Raw genomic sequence first — 14,624 nt, 5'->3', positions numbered from 1 at the left:
ATTCATACTTTACCACAAAATCATTTCATTACCACTCAAAACATCTATCCTATGAAAAAAATTCTATTCATATGTTTAATGCTGGTTTTTTCATTACCAAAAGCATTTTCTCAGTTAGACATCCAATATCAAAAGCCCGACAAGGCTATTCTTGATTTGGCAGACGCCCCCATGACTCCTTCAATTTTTGTCAACAACAAAGGAAGTCACATCATTTTACTTGAAAGAAATCGCTATAAAAGCATTGCAGAATTATCTCAAAAAGAACTCAGACTCGCCGGATTAAGAATTGATCCTGTCACTAATATTTCTAGCAGACAAAGCTATTCCACAGGAATATCTATACAGGAAGTAGGGAAGAAAGAAGTAGTTACCGTAAAAGGACTTCCTGAAAACAGTCTTTTATCCAATTACAGCTGGTCCCCGGATCAAAGTAAATTAGCTTTTACGAATAACACCACAAAGGGAATAGAATTGTGGATCCTGGATATCAACACGGCAACTGCAAAAAAACTAACTTCAGATAATTTAAATGCTAACACCGGAAGACCTTTTACCTGGTTTAGAAATGGAGAAGAACTATTGGTTAAAGTGCTACCTGAAAATCGAAAGCCTTTAATCGATAAGACTACTGCTATACCACAGGGCCCAAGGGTATCCGTAAATGATGGGAAAAAGGCACAAAACAGAACCTATCAAGACCTTTTAAAAGATAAAGCCGATGAATTCAATTTTGAACAGCTGGTTTTATCTGACCTTTACAAGGTTTCCCTAACAGGGGAAAAAACAAAATGGAAAAAACCTGCCATGTACGACGACATCTATTTTTCTCCTGATGGAAATTATGTGATGGTGTCTACCATTGAAAAACCTTTTTCCTATCTGGTACCATTTTATCGGTTCCCTTCTACCACAGTTGTTTATGACAAGAACGGACAAGAAGTTAAAACCCTTCTTAAAGTTCCTTTAATAGAGGACTTACCAAAAGGTTTTATGGCTGTCCGAAAGGGAAAGCGTAACTTAAGGTGGAGAAGTGATAAATCATCTACAGTGGTTTGGGCAGAAGCCCTTGATGAAGGAGATCCTGAAAATGAAGTGGAGTTCAGAGACGCCCTTTACCAACTTGACGCTCCTTTTAATGGAGAACCTCGTGAGCTTATGAAAACTACGAACCGGTATGGAGGTGCAACATGGGGAAACGACAACACAGCCGTTGTTTATGACTACTGGTGGAACACACGAATGCAAAAAACTTACCTGATAAACCCATCAAACAACAACATTGCACCCAAGGTACTTAGTGAAAGGAATTATCAAGATCGGTATAATGACCCAGGGGATTTTGTTACTAAAAGAAACCAATATGGTCTATCAGTTTTAGAAATGGATGGGAAAAATGTCTACTTAAACGGGAGAGGGTATTCAAAAGAAGGCATCAGACCATTTATCGATCGCTTAAACCTAAAAACTGGTAAAAAAGTGCGACTTTGGCGAGCAGATGGAAAAAATAGTCTGGAAAGGATACATAATGAGATCGATATCAAAAAAGGGCTTATCCTTACCAGTATTCAATCCAAGAATACCTATCCGAATTACTACCTGAGAAACATCAAATCCAAAAAGGCTCCACAACAAATCACCTTCACGGAGAATCCTTTTAAAAGCCTTGAAAATGTTCATAAGGAGGTAATTAAATATAAAAGAGAGGATGGAGTGGAGTTATCAGCTACCCTATATCTACCTTTAGGGTATGACAAAACCAAAAAGGAAAAAGTACCTATGATTTTGTGGGCCTACCCTAGGGAATTTAAGGACAAGTCCAGTGCTGGACAAGTCACTGTTTCTGACCATGAGTTCACATATCCATGGTATGGATCTCCAATTTTCTGGGTAACAAAAGGATATGCAGTTCTCGATGATGCCGCTTTCCCAATCATTGGGGAAGACGACGAAGAGCCAAATGACACCTTTGTAAAGCAATTAGTGGGGAATGCTAAAGCTGCCATCGATGCAGTGGACAAATTAGGATACATTGACAGAGAAAGAGTAGCTGTGGGTGGACATTCATATGGTGCCTTTATGACGGCGAACCTTTTGAGTCATTCTGATCTATTTGCAGCGGGAATCGCCCGTAGTGGTGCTTACAACAGAACTTTAACTCCATTTGGTTTCCAATCTGAAGAAAGAACTTACTGGGACGCCCCGGAGATTTATTATGAAATGTCTCCTTTCATGCATTCTGACAAAATGAAAACCCCTCTTTTACTTATTCATGGGGAGGCGGATAATAATTCCGGAACATACCCTATGCAAAGTGAACGATACTTCAATGCATTAAAAGGATTAGGAGCCACTGTTCGTTTAGTAATTCTTCCTAAAGAAAGTCATGGTTACAGAGCAAAAGAATCGATATTGCATTTACTTTGGGAACAAGACCAATGGCTTGAAAAACACGTTAAAAACAAGAAAGAAACTGTAAATCAATAAAATTTAAAAAAAGGAGGACTACAATTCCTTTCAAGATTTGTAGTCCTCCTTTTTTAATTTTACTCTTGTAAAAAAGATAAATCCCTGATTTTCTCCTCCAGAATATCTTCTAACTTACTCTTTAACAATCTTATACCCCTCTTCTTCCCAACTAAGAATCCCTCCTTTTAAGTCAAAAACCTCAAAACCGAATTTTGATAAAATTTCTGATGCTTTCTCACTTCTCCGTCCTGATCTGCAGTACACATAAATCTGTTTATTTGGGTCAAGTTTCTGAACTTTTTCCTCAAAGCCCTCTGCATTATAATCAATGGAAATAGCCCCCTCTAATTTACCACTTGCTAATTCCCCAGGGGTACGCACATCTAACAAAATAATATCCGCTTTGGACATTATCACTTGTTTTAATTCTGAAGCTGATAACTTGTTTAACCTTTGAGAAATAGTCTCCTGAGACTCTTGTTTCACTGCTGAAGTTTTATTTTCTTGAGCGCAACTGGAGACGGAAAATAACAGCAGTCCGAAAATTACTATTAAATTTTTCATATCGTTATTTGTTAATCATTTGACCAATACTATCTCTTTAAATTATCAATTAAGGAAAAAATCACACTCCAAAAATCACCTTCAAATTAACCAAAATTAAGCTTTAAAACTCATAAAACCCTTCCTTGATGGCTTAAAAATTATAATTGAGTACCAGATTATGGGAGGTCATATCTACCTTATTCAAAATATAAGCTGCCTGCTCATAAGTGTTTCCTATGGCAAACTTATACACAAAAAGGTATTCCAATGAAATTTTCTTTTTGTGAATCCAATAGAAGTCAAAGTCAATTTGATCATATGTGGGAAGTGCGTATTTATTAAACTGAAGTTTGGTAACATCCGATTTCCAATACCTACCTACACCTGTTACCAACTTAAATTGATTAGATTTCTTCGGGGACCATTCTTTGATCAACTGCAAAAGAACAGCCTGAGCTTTTCCGCTTCCCTCCTGTCTTTCCAGCCTTTGAAATGTAAACAATGGTTCTACTCCCCAGGAACGAGGGAACAAAAATCGACCTTGATCACTGATAAAATTATAATTCACCGATAAGTGCAAGTCCTTTCTGCTAGTTAAAAATCGTACTCCGAAAATATTTAAACCATTATCATTGGTATAATAACTCTTCGTTGGATCAGAATTCCCTCCCTCTCCTATCTTAAATTGATAGATGTGCTGGAATCCTATTTCCCACTTTGTTAAACTTGGTTGAAGGGTAAAAAAGCTCTCCGCATAGGTAGTGTTAAAAATATTCTCGACAAAGTAATTCCATACCCTAGTTCTAAAATAAGAATTCCATTTATATTGAAAACCTGTAACTGCCATCCCCATGGATGATAGGTTCCCCTTATAATTTCCAGGCTCCCCGTTTTCCTGTTGACCTTGTGAATTGACGCCAATACTCTCGGAAACCTTATAAAAACGAGAAACTGACCTAGGGGCAATCCCATGCAAATAAGCCAAATAAAATTTACCTTTCCCTGAAAGATCATATTGATAGTCGACTCCTTGTACAAGAGTGGGAATCATTCGACCATCTTGAGGATTTACCAAAGGTGTATCAAAAATAAATCTTCCCAATACCAAGTGGTGCTTTTTCACATCATACATCAGATACAATTCACCCAATAGGTTTACCTGTCGATTATCGACATTTTCCATATCAAACAATCCTGATTCATATCTACTTCCCCTTCCACTCTGCGGATCACGTTTTCCCAGGTCACTTATTCCAAGGTTGTTTGTGGTATAGAAACTTGCTCCAAATTTAAACCCTTTAAAATCGGCTGTTTTAAATTTCAATTTACCCCCAATGGCCCAAGCATTAAAATCCTTAAGGTTATCCACATTGTCGGTGGCTAAAAACATACTCCGAACCTGTCCTGACCAATTACCTTGTTTCACTGCTTCCAACATGGTTGTATCCTGGGCTTTTAAATCAGGAATCATTGTCAAAAACCCAAGAAGGGAAATGATTTGTCCCCATGTATTCATTCCTTTATACGCTTTTGATTTTCAACAATGGGTTGAAAGGGACCAAACTTATGCTGACTTACCGGAAAACTATCCCCAAATGGAGGATAGGGAGAATCCACTGGCTTTTTGCTTAAATCCGGATAATCTTTCTCTGTTCCTTCTTTTTGAGGGCGATCAAAAGAATTAATAAATGCAGCCACATCATAAGCTTCTTCATCGGTAAGCAGTGGACGATCATCGGAGGCTCCCAATGGCATATTTCCTTTTAAAAATCGAGCTGCAGTTAACATACGATGCATTCCTGCCCCATGGTTATAACTGTCTTCCCCCCACAGTGGAGGAAAAACATACCCTTCGGTATCGCCGGGAACGCCTTTTCTTACCCCTTGTCCTTGACTTCCATGACAGGTGGAACAGTGCTTTTTAAAGAGCAACTCTCCTTTTACCAAATTCGCCCCCCTTTCTGGTAATTTAATCTCAATAAAGGCTTGCTGATTTCTCAGCTGTTTGTCTGGAATCCCACTACTCAGCCACTTCATATAGGCCACCATTGCCTCCATTTCTTTACCATCCGGTTCAAGTTTACGGCCATTCATGCTACGTTCCATACATCCATTTATTCGCTCTTTCAGGGTTATTCTCCTATTTTTTCTATTACTAAATGAAGGATACCTTTTCCATATGCCAATAAAAGGAGCTGCAAACTCCTTTTTTCCAGCATTTAGGTGACAATTTGAACAGGCCAAATTATTTCCAGTGTACCTCATCTTTGGGTTAGCTACCTCTGGCCCCAGAAAGCGATAGGTTTCTGTAATTAATGCATGACCATATCGGATTTGATCTCCTTCAGGAGTTTCTGGCACCTCTTCCAACACAAATTTTTTTAGATAATCCTCCTCTGAAATTACTTCTGATGGCTCCAATTTAGGCTTTTCAATCTCCTTCTTTAAAAAAGGATATTGTTGATCACCCCCAAGAAGTAGCCAAATACTTAGAACGCTTATGACCAATACCAATGAAGCCAAAAGAATACTGGCATTTCCCAACCTTACGATAGACCTAAAATCCTTTTTCCCTTGATTTTCGTTTTTTTCCACCATATCGCAAAAGATTAAATTCTTTTATTATTCTTTTGACTCCATACTTCCCCCTGATCATTAAATCTTGGATTCATATTCATATATTTAACCGAGAGACAAGCTTTTTAATTTTTTAACAATCATCTCTAACCAAGTTTGTCATGTTAAAACTTATCTATTTCCCTTTCCGAGTAGCTAATAAAGCTTGAAAGGCAACCATAAATGTCACTTCCAAAAAGTTCCTTGATAAAGCTTTATTAGTTCTATTCTTTGAAAGTCAAAATAGGCGCCATCATGTGATGTGTCAAATCAGAAGATACACAACCATAAATTAGCGAACTAAACCCCCTCCTTCCTTTGGTCTCCAATGCCAATAAATCGATTTTCTGTTCAGCACTAAAGCGAGCAATTCCGTCTACTACATTCTTGTCCTCAAGAAAATGGAATTGAACATTAGATAAGCCGTGCTCTTGAACAAAAGATTTCATCAAATTCTCTCCCACATTTTGTTCTTCCTTATTATTAATAATTTGAAGTAAATGCAGTCGTGCATCAAAAGCTTGTTGTAGGGTTTTTATGGCATGGAGTTTAGTGCTTTTTTGGTGAAAGTCGTGAGCAAACACCATTTCCTTGATCACATAATCCGGACGATTACATTTTACGGTTATCACCGGCATAGAAGCTTGAAGCATGACCTGTTCTCCCATGGTGGAACTTATATGTTCCTTTACCCCATGCAAGTTGTGTGTCCCCATAATTATCAAGTCCATATTTTCATTTTCAGCATAATCCAATACCTTTTCCACCGTATTGCCCATTAATACTTTTGACTTAGTGGGCCATTCAAAAGTCTTCAACCATCTTTTTAATTTATTTTCCTGAGTAACCCTTTTTTCATTCAATAAGTGAATATCCAATCCATTACCTTCAACCAAGGCACCCTCCTCATTTAGAAGGGCCTCCCCAGGAATATTCATTACATGAAGCGCTGTTAATTCAGCATTGAGTTTAGATGCAATAGATTGAGCTATGATGAGTGCATCCTCTGAAAGCTCGGTAAAATCAACTGGAACAATAATATTTTTCATGACAGATTTTTTAAATTAAATCCTAAAAAATAAATCTTTGATGGTGATTTAGGCATGTTGTCTTATCACCTGTTTTAACTGATCAGCTCCAACCACCCCAGATTGTCTCCACTTTATTTCTCCTCCTTTAAAAAGAATTAAGGTGGGAATTCCCATTACTTGGAAAGATTGGGCTACAGCTGGGTTTTTATCCACATCTACCTTAATGATCTTAGCACTGCCATTTAAATCTGCTGCTACTTCCTCCAAAATCGGCCCCATTATTTGACAAGGCCCACACCAATCCGCATAAAAATCAACCAAAACAGGTGTTTCAGAATTAATGATCTCATTAAAATTATTTTTCATCTTTCTTTTGTCTTTTAGTTACTTTTAAAAATTCTAGTGGACGATGTCCGTTAGGGAAAGAAGTTACTTCCTTAATCACTTTAAAAGGGTGAACCATTCTTCATCCGAAATTCAATCCCTTTCCTTCGTTGAAGGAAACAATACCTAATGGGAAAACACAATTCAGGTTTTACTATTTGCCAACTGTTCCCAGCTCCCACCATTATAAACTTCTATGTCTGCCTTTTTCAGAATGGAGGCTGCTATTGCACTTCGAGCCCCTGAACGACAACAAGTGATTATAGGCTGTTTATACTTTTCGATTTTTTCAAGTTTGTTTTGGAGGCTCTCCAAAGGGATGTTAAAAGAACCATTCAAATGCCCCCTATTAAACTCTTCAGATGAACGTACATCTATAATTGTTGCACCTTCATTCATTAATTGTTGAAAATCGACAGTTTTACCAAACAAGTTTTTCAAAACATCAAACATGATATCCTCCTTTCATTTTTTCTTTAATTAGGCCCCAATTGGCCATCTATACATTAATTCTTTTCTGTTCAATCACCGTTGAATTAAAAACGTTTACCAATAGAAATCCCAATAGCCCAGGAGCTATAATGCTCCTTTAAGTCAATAACCAATGAAGGGGTAAGCTCCCAATGGTTTTGGATCGGAATTTCATATTCAACTCCCGTTTTAAAAACCCATAACCTTTGGGCCTCTTTTTTATGCCCCCACTCAAAACCAGGACCCGCAATTATCCCCAATCCATTGGTGGGTTTAAATTTTGCTACTGCGGCCAATATCAGAATATTATTATTTTCTAAAACTCCACCGTCTTTTTGAAGATAATACTGGTCAAACTCCATATCGCCGATCAACCCTAACTCCCATCTAGGATGTAAAAGGTGATAATAATCAAATCCAAAAGTGGGAACATATTTCCCAATACTTTTTAGATGTGTTTGCTCTTCATAAAAGGCACCTGGCACATAAGTAAAGCCTGCATAAACCGCCAACTTATGAACTCCCATTTTTTCTAAATGAGGCTCTCCAATTACGGCCTTATGTTGTGCCTGACTGTTGATCCCATAAAACAAGACCATTAACCCCAATAGCATCTTTTTCCAATTCATACTTTTGATAAATGTTCTATTTTGAACATCCTTTAAATTAAAAAGTCATTGGTGTCATCTTCAACATAAACCGTTTTAAGGGCATTCAAAAAATCAGAAATAACCACCTCTAACCCTTAAATCTCTAGTGTGGGAGTTTCTCCCGAATGGCTCCGTAAATCAGTGTTCCAAAGGAAGCGCTTAGCATCACAATTACCATGACACCTACCCCTTGCCCGATATGTACCGCAAGTGGCCCTGGACATGCCCCAGTAAGGGCCCAGCCCATACCGAAAATTGTACCACCCAACAAATACCTCGAAATGCTCCTTTCTTTTGGATGAAATACTATGGGTTCTCCGTAGATATTTTTAATCTTGAATTTTTTAATGGCCCCAACTACCAGGATTCCTATTCCCACAGCAGAACCAATTAAACCGTACATATGAAATGCTTGAAACCGAAACATTTCCTGAATGCGATACCAGGAAATTGCCTCCGTCTTGGCCATGATTATCCCAAAAAATATTCCGGCCAGCATAAATTTTAATCCGCTTTTCATTATCGTATTCCTTTTACAATTAAGGTATAGTTTTAATTAGAACCCATCCAACAGATGCTATAGCTTCAAAATAATGGGTAGCAGCAAGTGGGTGGAAAAAAGCCCCCCAATAAAAAAGCCAACCACCGCAATTAAAGAAGGAAATTGCAAATTAGACAATCCACTAATGGCATGCCCGGAGGTACAACCTCCTGCCCAACGAGCTCCAAAACCTATGAAGAAACCTCCCAAAACCATTAAGATAAAACCCTGTAAACTAAGCAGCTTTTCAAAACTGAAGAGGCTTAATGGTACCATAGCCTGTTCTTCGATTGCCACTCCCAACATTTGAAGGCTGCTTACTGTTTCATTTGAAATAGCAACCGCTTGACCATTTGACAAGAACTGTTTTGCCAGAAAACCTCCCATGACTGCCCCCAAAGCAAACAAAAGATTCCAACTTTGGGATTTCCAATTAAAATCAAAAAAATTGAACTTTTTCCCTGCTCCGCAAGCTGCACAAACCGTTCGTAAGTTCGAAGAGAACCCAAAATTTCGACCAAAAAGCAGCATGACAGCCATAACCAGTGCAATCAATGGCCCACCCACATACCAAGGCCAAGGTTGAGAAATAAACTCTATCATGATGTTACATTTTACTTATTGAAATAATTCAAGAAAACCCAGTCATTCTAAAAATTCTAACGAACTTTCATTTTAAACATGGATATTGTTTAAGCTTTTCACAATTATTAGAAGAGAGCAGCTCATAGTGCTGCCCTCTTTTTATTATCTTTATAAAGTAGAAGGGCATACATATTCGGAGGTAGGGATACTTGTTTGGGAAATGTTACCAAATCCACCCTCCACATCAATTATATTACGATATCCTTCTTTTCTTAGCATTGAAACAGCCACCATGGAACGATATCCCCCTGCACAATGCATATAATAAGTTTTCTCTTTATCTAACTCCTCAAGGTTTTCATTAATATAGTCAAGAGGATAGCTAATAGCCCCAATCACATGCTCTGAAAGGTGTTCGTCCGGTTTTCGGACATCTACCAGATTAACCTGCTCCTTTGCCATAATTTCTTCCAACTGATTAGCTGAAATGGATGTAATAGAATCTGTAGTATACCCACCTTTCTTCCAGGTTTCAAAACCACCTTCTAGAAAACCTACCACATGATCATAGCCCACTCGGGCAAGTCGCATCACAGTTTCCTCTTCACGTCCTAACGGAGCAATTATAAGCAAAGGTTGTTTCAGTTCCTTTATGAGAGTTCCCACCCAAATGGCAAACATCCCATCCAGAGCAATATTGATAGATCCCGGAATAAAGCCTTTTGCAAAATCATTTTGATGTCGGGTATCCAAGACGAAGACACCTTCCTTCTTCTTTTTATCAAATTCTTCTGCAGAAAGAGCCGTCATCCCTCCTTCCAAGACCTTATCAAAGTCTTCATACCCCTGTTTGTTCATGGCTGCATTTTTGAAGAAATATTGAGGGGGAGGTAAAATACCTTTGGTCACTTCCTTTATGAATTCTTCCTTGGTCATATCTTCCCTAAGCGCATAGTTAGTCTTTTTCTGATTGCCAAGGGTATCCGTAGTCTCCTTACTCAAGTGCTTACCACAGGAAGAACCTGCTCCGTGTCCAGGATAAACAGTCAAGTGATCTTGCAAAGGCATTATTTTGGAACGTAACGACTCATATAAAATGCCCGCCAAGTCTTCTTCGTTTAAATCGCAGTTTACTGCCAAGTCGGGCCGACCCACATCACCAATAAACAAGGTATCCCCAGAAAAAATTGCCTGATTGTTTCCGGCTTCATCAATCAGCAAATAGGTAGTGGATTCCAAAGTATGACCTGGAGTATGGAGCACCTGGATAGTAATATCTCCCAATTTAAAACTTTCATAATCTTTTGCCACATGAATTTTATAACCGGTTTCCGCTGATGGACCAAAAACTATAGTTGCTCCTGTTTTCTTTGCCAGCTCCAAATGCCCGGATACAAAATCTGCATGGAAGTGAGTCTCAAAGATGTATTTAATCTTTGCTCCGCTTTCCTTAGCCAAATTAATGTAAGGCTCGGATTCTCTTAAAGGGTCAATAATGGCTGCTTCCCCATTTGATTCGATGTAGTAGGCTGCCTCAGCCAAGCAGCCCGTATAAAGCTGTTCAATTCTCATAGTCCTATAATTTATTATTAATAAAAGATTCCATTCATAAAGTCATTTTAAATAGCCTATATAAAGACCAATTCTTTTAGTAGGATATAAATACCCATTACGATCACAAACCACCCAAAACCTTTTTTCAATTTAGAGCCAGGTATAAATTTAGATATATAGGTTCCAAGGAATATCCCCCCAATAGATAGAACCGTAAATCCACCCAGGAAAGTCCAGTCAATCGGTTGTGAACCAATATCACCCAGGAAGCCAATTAACGATTTCACGGTAATGATTAATAAGGAAGTTCCTATTGCAAGCTTCATGGGTAGGCGTGCTAACAATACCAAAGCAGGTATGATCAAAAAGCCACCTCCAGCTCCTACAATTCCGGTAATCGTTCCTACAAAAACCCCTTCCAACAAGATCATCGGGTAATTAAACTTTTGCTCTTCCTCACTTTCCTGGTCAATTTCCCCTTTCTTGTCTTTTAACATGGAAACTGCAGATAGCAGCATGATAAGAGCAAAGAAGATCATGAGGGCAATATCTTTGGTTAAAATAAATCCTCCTACAGTCAGAATTTCTTGGGGAATCATAGGAACCAAGAACTTTCTGGTCAGAAAAACCGCTATGAAAGAAGGAATAGCAAAGACTATTGCAGTTTTATAGCTCAATAAGCCCTTTTTCATATATCCCAATGCTCCTACCAAAGAGGAGACCCCAACAATAAAAAGTGAATAAGCAGTGGCCAAAACAGGGCTTACACCCATCAAATAAACCAATACTGGTACCGTAAGAATGGATCCCCCACCCCCAATCAAGCCTAAAGTCACCCCTATTACCAAAGCCCCTGCAAATCCAAAAAGTTCTGTCAACTCCATTTTATGTATTAATTTAAATATGTTGATTTTTTCATTTATTATGTCAAAAAAAGAAATACTATTTCTCTTTTATTATGATTCTAGCACCCAAATTTAAACACCTCACTATTATCTAATAATTAAGATATGTTAATTTTTTCATATAATAAGTTAATAAAAAAGCTGTATCGAGTTAAATAAAGCTACAGCCTTCCATACAATCAAATATTTTAGTGATATGATCATCAACTAATTGATAATAAACATTTTTCCCCTCTCTATAGGAAGATAAAACTCCCTTGTCTTTCATTTTTATTAAATGATGTGAAATTAAGGATTGTTCGATAGCTGTTGCTTCCATTAGCTCACTTACCGTCCGTTTTTCATCAGAGAGTACTTCTATGATTTTTAAGCGAACAGGATGCGCTATTGTTTTTAGAATTTCAGCAACCTTTAAAAGCTTATCTGCTTCCAACTTATCCTTAACCACGGTCATATTAAATAATTATCTGACAAACATATGTTAATTTATTTATATATCAAAAACGATTGAATATTTTTTTTGTTGCAATCTAAAGTAAATAATTTCAAAACTATAAAATTATGATGGGGACAACTAGTTTAAGTACCTCTGACCTTTGTTTTATTAATAGGGTTTTAACTTAAATTAACAGCAACGGTTTTATCGATTTTAGAACTTCAACTTTGTATCATCCTTTTTTCACCATTGCTTAAAACCTAATGTTCTATAATTACCCTTCCGAATTTACACACCTTAAAATATTGAAAATCAACCTCTAATAACTAAATCCAACACCTTACTAGCATTTAACTACTACAATTAAAAAATCCCCTTTCGCAATAACCAAAAGGGGGCTTTTAAAAAGCTAGAACAAATTTCTTCATAGCAAGATTTTAAGCCAAGGAATTAATTATAGGAATCAAAATCAAGCATATCGCTTAGAAGTTTGATTTCCTTTTGTATTACTTTTATGGTTTTCCTTTGATTGATTTTCATCATCCAATACATTCATCAATTGCTTTTCAGGATGATCTAGTCTTTCTTTTGACCAACCTATTAGTTCCAGCTTTATATTTCTTTGCACAGCATTTTTTTTGAAGTCTTCCACCACTTCGATGACATCTTGATCAATATATGTTGACTTACTGGCATCTAGCATTACATGTGTTCCATCCGGAAGATTATTAAGTGCTTTTAGAATACTGGCCTTATTGAAGAAGGTTACTACTTCAGATAATTCAAGTTTGATCTTTTTGCCAATTAAATATTTTTTCCTGTCAAAGAAATAAGGGTACTTATAGTTTTCCCACAATATAAAGAATACAGCTACCACTAATCCAGTACCCACACCCTTTAACAAATCGGTAAACAGCATCACCAATACAGTAACCATAAACGGAATAAAATGCACTTTGCCCAACTTAAACATACTTTTGAACACTTGTGGTTTGGCTAATTTAAAACCAAGCTGCAATAATATTGCTGCCAAAGCAGCCAAAGGAATAAGGTTAAGAGCATTAGGAATAAGCAAAGCTGCAATTATAATCCACAAACCATGAAGAGTAGCTGATATTTTAGAACGACCACCACTAGACACATTCGCTGTTGTCCTAACCACTACTTGAGTAACAGGCAAACCACCGATCAGACCAGAAAGCATATTACCTGTACCTTGAGCAATCAACTCTCTATTAGTAGGGGTAATTCGTTTTAAAGGGTCTAACTTATCAGCAGCTTCAACCGAAAGTAAGGTTTCCAAACTGGCTACAATCCCAATGGTAAAGGCAGCAATATATACCTGCGGATTTCCAATCTGGCTGAAATCAGGTAAAAAAAATAAGGAGGTAAAATTTGAGAACCTCTCCATTACAGGAACACTTACCAAGTGACTAGCTCCCAAAGACAATCCTTCTATAGAGTTGAACAATAATTTTAATCCGATCCCAGATAACACCACCACTAATGGACCAGGAACCTGACCCAATCCTTTAATTCGTTTAATAAAAGGGCAATCCCATAATAATAAAATTGCTAAAGAAATTAGGGTAATAATGACTGCTCCGGGATGAACTGCCTCTAGCATAAAATAGAGCTCAGACAAAGTATTATGTCCGTTATCATGAAGAAATCTCGTTTCTCCTTCAGGGTTTTTATCATACCCAAAAGCATGAGGTACTTGAGTCAGGAAAATGGTTACCCCAATTCCTGTTAGCATCCCCTTAATCACAGAAGAAGGGAAATAATAGCCGATAATCCCTGCACGAAGAAAACCTAAAACAATTTGGATTAATCCAGCCATGACTACAGCTAGCAGAAATGCCTCAAAACCCAGAGTTTGAATAGCACCCAGTACAATAACCGCAAGGCCAGCAGCAGGACCACTAACACCAATCTGTGACTTACTAATGGAACCTACAACCAATCCCCCAATAGCCCCTGCAATTAAACCAGAAAAAAGTGGAGCCCCAGAGGCCAAAGCAATTCCCAAACACAAAGGAATGGCAACCAGAAAAACCACTATACTGGATGGAAAATTCTTTTTTAATTCAGTTAAATAATTGTTCATAGAAAATTTATTGTAATTATCTGAATGTTAGTTTTAGTTATTATTAAAGAGCCGAAAATACCTCCATATAACTGAATAAGGTAGTTCTTTAGCACGAAGCCAGAAGCAACGAGCGATTAAGGTTACCAATCCAGGGCAATATTTGACCCTTTACGGCCTATAGAAATCGTAAAAACAATTTGTAAGGAAAAAACAGTTAGTAAAGGTTCTTTTGTTCCGCTTCCTTATAAAGAATCCTTTCTATTTGAAGTTTGAAAAATGATTACCCTCTATTTCAAACTTTATCCACTAACCGAACCGCTTTAAATAAAACGGCCTTTCCTTAC

At 37.5% G+C, this 14,624-nt stretch carries 14 protein-coding genes; 1 reads left to right on the top strand and 13 read right to left on the bottom strand.

Annotation, left to right across the window (positions count from 1 at the left end; translation table 11 throughout):
- Positions 1–51 precede the first annotated feature (51 nt).
- Entirely contained in the window at positions 52–2,487 is a 2,436-nt protein-coding gene (locus E1171_RS19350; RefSeq protein WP_155207708.1) for a S9 family peptidase, read from the top strand.
- Positions 2,488–2,601: 114 nt separating this feature from the next.
- On the opposite strand, the gene E1171_RS19345 is transcribed toward E1171_RS19350, so the two are convergent.
- The 13 genes from E1171_RS19345 to E1171_RS19285 all read right to left on the bottom strand — a co-directional run bounded on the left by E1171_RS19345 (position 2,602) and on the right by E1171_RS19285 (position 14,298).
- Entirely contained in the window at positions 2,602–3,033 is a 432-nt protein-coding gene (locus E1171_RS19345) for a rhodanese-like domain-containing protein (RefSeq protein ID WP_155207707.1), read from the bottom strand.
- A gap of 133 nt (positions 3,034–3,166) precedes the next feature.
- A complete protein-coding gene (locus E1171_RS19340) occupies positions 3,167–4,531 on the bottom strand; it encodes a hypothetical protein (protein WP_155207706.1) in 1,365 nt (454 codons plus the stop codon).
- Positions 4,528–5,613, bottom strand: coding sequence for a c-type cytochrome (locus E1171_RS19335; protein WP_155207705.1), 1,086 nt, complete (start codon positions 5,611–5,613; stop codon positions 4,528–4,530). Before E1171_RS19335 ends, E1171_RS19340 begins: the two co-directional genes overlap by 4 nt.
- A 242-nt stretch (positions 5,614–5,855) precedes the next feature.
- Positions 5,856–6,680: a universal stress protein gene (locus E1171_RS19330; protein ID WP_155207704.1), complete on the bottom strand. Its 825-nt coding sequence runs from the start codon at positions 6,678–6,680 to the stop codon at positions 5,856–5,858.
- A gap of 48 nt (positions 6,681–6,728) precedes the next feature.
- Complete coding sequence (gene trxA, locus E1171_RS19325; RefSeq protein ID WP_155207703.1) at positions 6,729–7,028, bottom strand: thioredoxin; 300 nt, start codon at positions 7,026–7,028, stop codon at positions 6,729–6,731.
- Between the two features lie 162 nt (positions 7,029–7,190).
- On the bottom strand, positions 7,191–7,499 hold the full coding sequence (locus E1171_RS19320; protein ID WP_155207702.1) for a rhodanese-like domain-containing protein: 309 nt from the start codon (positions 7,497–7,499) through the stop codon (positions 7,191–7,193).
- A gap of 83 nt (positions 7,500–7,582) precedes the next feature.
- Positions 7,583–8,146 carry a hypothetical protein gene (locus E1171_RS19315; RefSeq protein WP_155207701.1) on the bottom strand — a complete coding sequence of 188 codons (564 nt, stop codon included), beginning with the start codon at positions 8,144–8,146 and terminating at the stop codon, positions 7,583–7,585.
- A 124-nt stretch (positions 8,147–8,270) separates the two neighbouring features.
- Complete coding sequence (locus E1171_RS19310) at positions 8,271–8,687, bottom strand: DUF6691 family protein (RefSeq protein WP_155207700.1); 417 nt, start codon at positions 8,685–8,687, stop codon at positions 8,271–8,273.
- Between the two features lie 57 nt (positions 8,688–8,744).
- Positions 8,745–9,311, bottom strand: a complete 567-nt coding sequence (locus tag E1171_RS19305) for a YeeE/YedE family protein (RefSeq protein WP_155207699.1) — start codon at positions 9,309–9,311, stop codon at positions 8,745–8,747.
- 150 nt (positions 9,312–9,461) lie between these two features.
- The gene (locus E1171_RS19300) at positions 9,462–10,865 is read right to left on the bottom strand and encodes an MBL fold metallo-hydrolase (protein ID WP_155207698.1); all 1,404 of its coding nucleotides are present in this window, start codon (positions 10,863–10,865) and stop codon (positions 9,462–9,464) included.
- 56 nt (positions 10,866–10,921) lie between these two features.
- Positions 10,922–11,731, bottom strand: a complete 810-nt coding sequence (locus E1171_RS19295; protein ID WP_155207697.1) for a sulfite exporter TauE/SafE family protein — start codon at positions 11,729–11,731, stop codon at positions 10,922–10,924.
- A 172-nt stretch (positions 11,732–11,903) separates the two neighbouring features.
- Positions 11,904–12,206 carry an ArsR/SmtB family transcription factor gene (locus E1171_RS19290; RefSeq protein ID WP_155207696.1) on the bottom strand — a complete coding sequence of 101 codons (303 nt, stop codon included), beginning with the start codon at positions 12,204–12,206 and terminating at the stop codon, positions 11,904–11,906.
- Positions 12,207–12,657: 451 nt separating this feature from the next.
- Positions 12,658–14,298, bottom strand: a complete 1,641-nt coding sequence (locus tag E1171_RS19285) for a SulP family inorganic anion transporter (RefSeq protein ID WP_155207695.1) — start codon at positions 14,296–14,298, stop codon at positions 12,658–12,660.
- Positions 14,299–14,624: the final 326 nt, after the last annotated feature.

The organism is Xanthovirga aplysinae (assembly GCF_009711365.1).
GTDB lineage: Bacteria > Bacteroidota > Bacteroidia > Cytophagales > Cyclobacteriaceae > Xanthovirga > Xanthovirga aplysinae.
Note: the sequence above shows the minus strand (reverse complement) of the source record. Positions and strands in the feature narration are given on the sequence as shown.

Excerpts from the sequence above, each read along its gene's own strand:
- E1171_RS19350 (WP_155207708.1), top strand. The coding sequence starts at position 52 with ATGAAAAAAATTCTATTCATATGTTTAATGCTGGTTTTTTCATTACCA.
- E1171_RS19345 (WP_155207707.1), bottom strand. The coding sequence starts at position 3,033 with ATGAAAAATTTAATAGTAATTTTCGGACTGCTGTTATTTTCCGTCTCC.
- E1171_RS19340 (WP_155207706.1), bottom strand. The coding sequence starts at position 4,531 with ATGAATACATGGGGACAAATCATTTCCCTTCTTGGGTTTTTGACAATG.
- E1171_RS19335 (WP_155207705.1), bottom strand. The coding sequence starts at position 5,613 with ATGGTGGAAAAAAACGAAAATCAAGGGAAAAAGGATTTTAGGTCTATC.
- E1171_RS19330 (WP_155207704.1), bottom strand. The coding sequence starts at position 6,680 with ATGAAAAATATTATTGTTCCAGTTGATTTTACCGAGCTTTCAGAGGAT.
- trxA (WP_155207703.1), bottom strand. The coding sequence starts at position 7,028 with ATGAAAAATAATTTTAATGAGATCATTAATTCTGAAACACCTGTTTTG.
- E1171_RS19320 (WP_155207702.1), bottom strand. The coding sequence starts at position 7,499 with ATGTTTGATGTTTTGAAAAACTTGTTTGGTAAAACTGTCGATTTTCAA.
- E1171_RS19315 (WP_155207701.1), bottom strand. The coding sequence starts at position 8,146 with ATGAATTGGAAAAAGATGCTATTGGGGTTAATGGTCTTGTTTTATGGG.
- E1171_RS19310 (WP_155207700.1), bottom strand. The coding sequence starts at position 8,687 with ATGAAAAGCGGATTAAAATTTATGCTGGCCGGAATATTTTTTGGGATA.
- E1171_RS19305 (WP_155207699.1), bottom strand. The coding sequence starts at position 9,311 with ATGATAGAGTTTATTTCTCAACCTTGGCCTTGGTATGTGGGTGGGCCA.
- E1171_RS19300 (WP_155207698.1), bottom strand. The coding sequence starts at position 10,865 with ATGAGAATTGAACAGCTTTATACGGGCTGCTTGGCTGAGGCAGCCTAC.
- E1171_RS19295 (WP_155207697.1), bottom strand. The coding sequence starts at position 11,731 with ATGGAGTTGACAGAACTTTTTGGATTTGCAGGGGCTTTGGTAATAGGG.
- E1171_RS19290 (WP_155207696.1), bottom strand. The coding sequence starts at position 12,206 with ATGACCGTGGTTAAGGATAAGTTGGAAGCAGATAAGCTTTTAAAGGTT.
- E1171_RS19285 (WP_155207695.1), bottom strand. The coding sequence starts at position 14,298 with ATGAACAATTATTTAACTGAATTAAAAAAGAATTTTCCATCCAGTATA.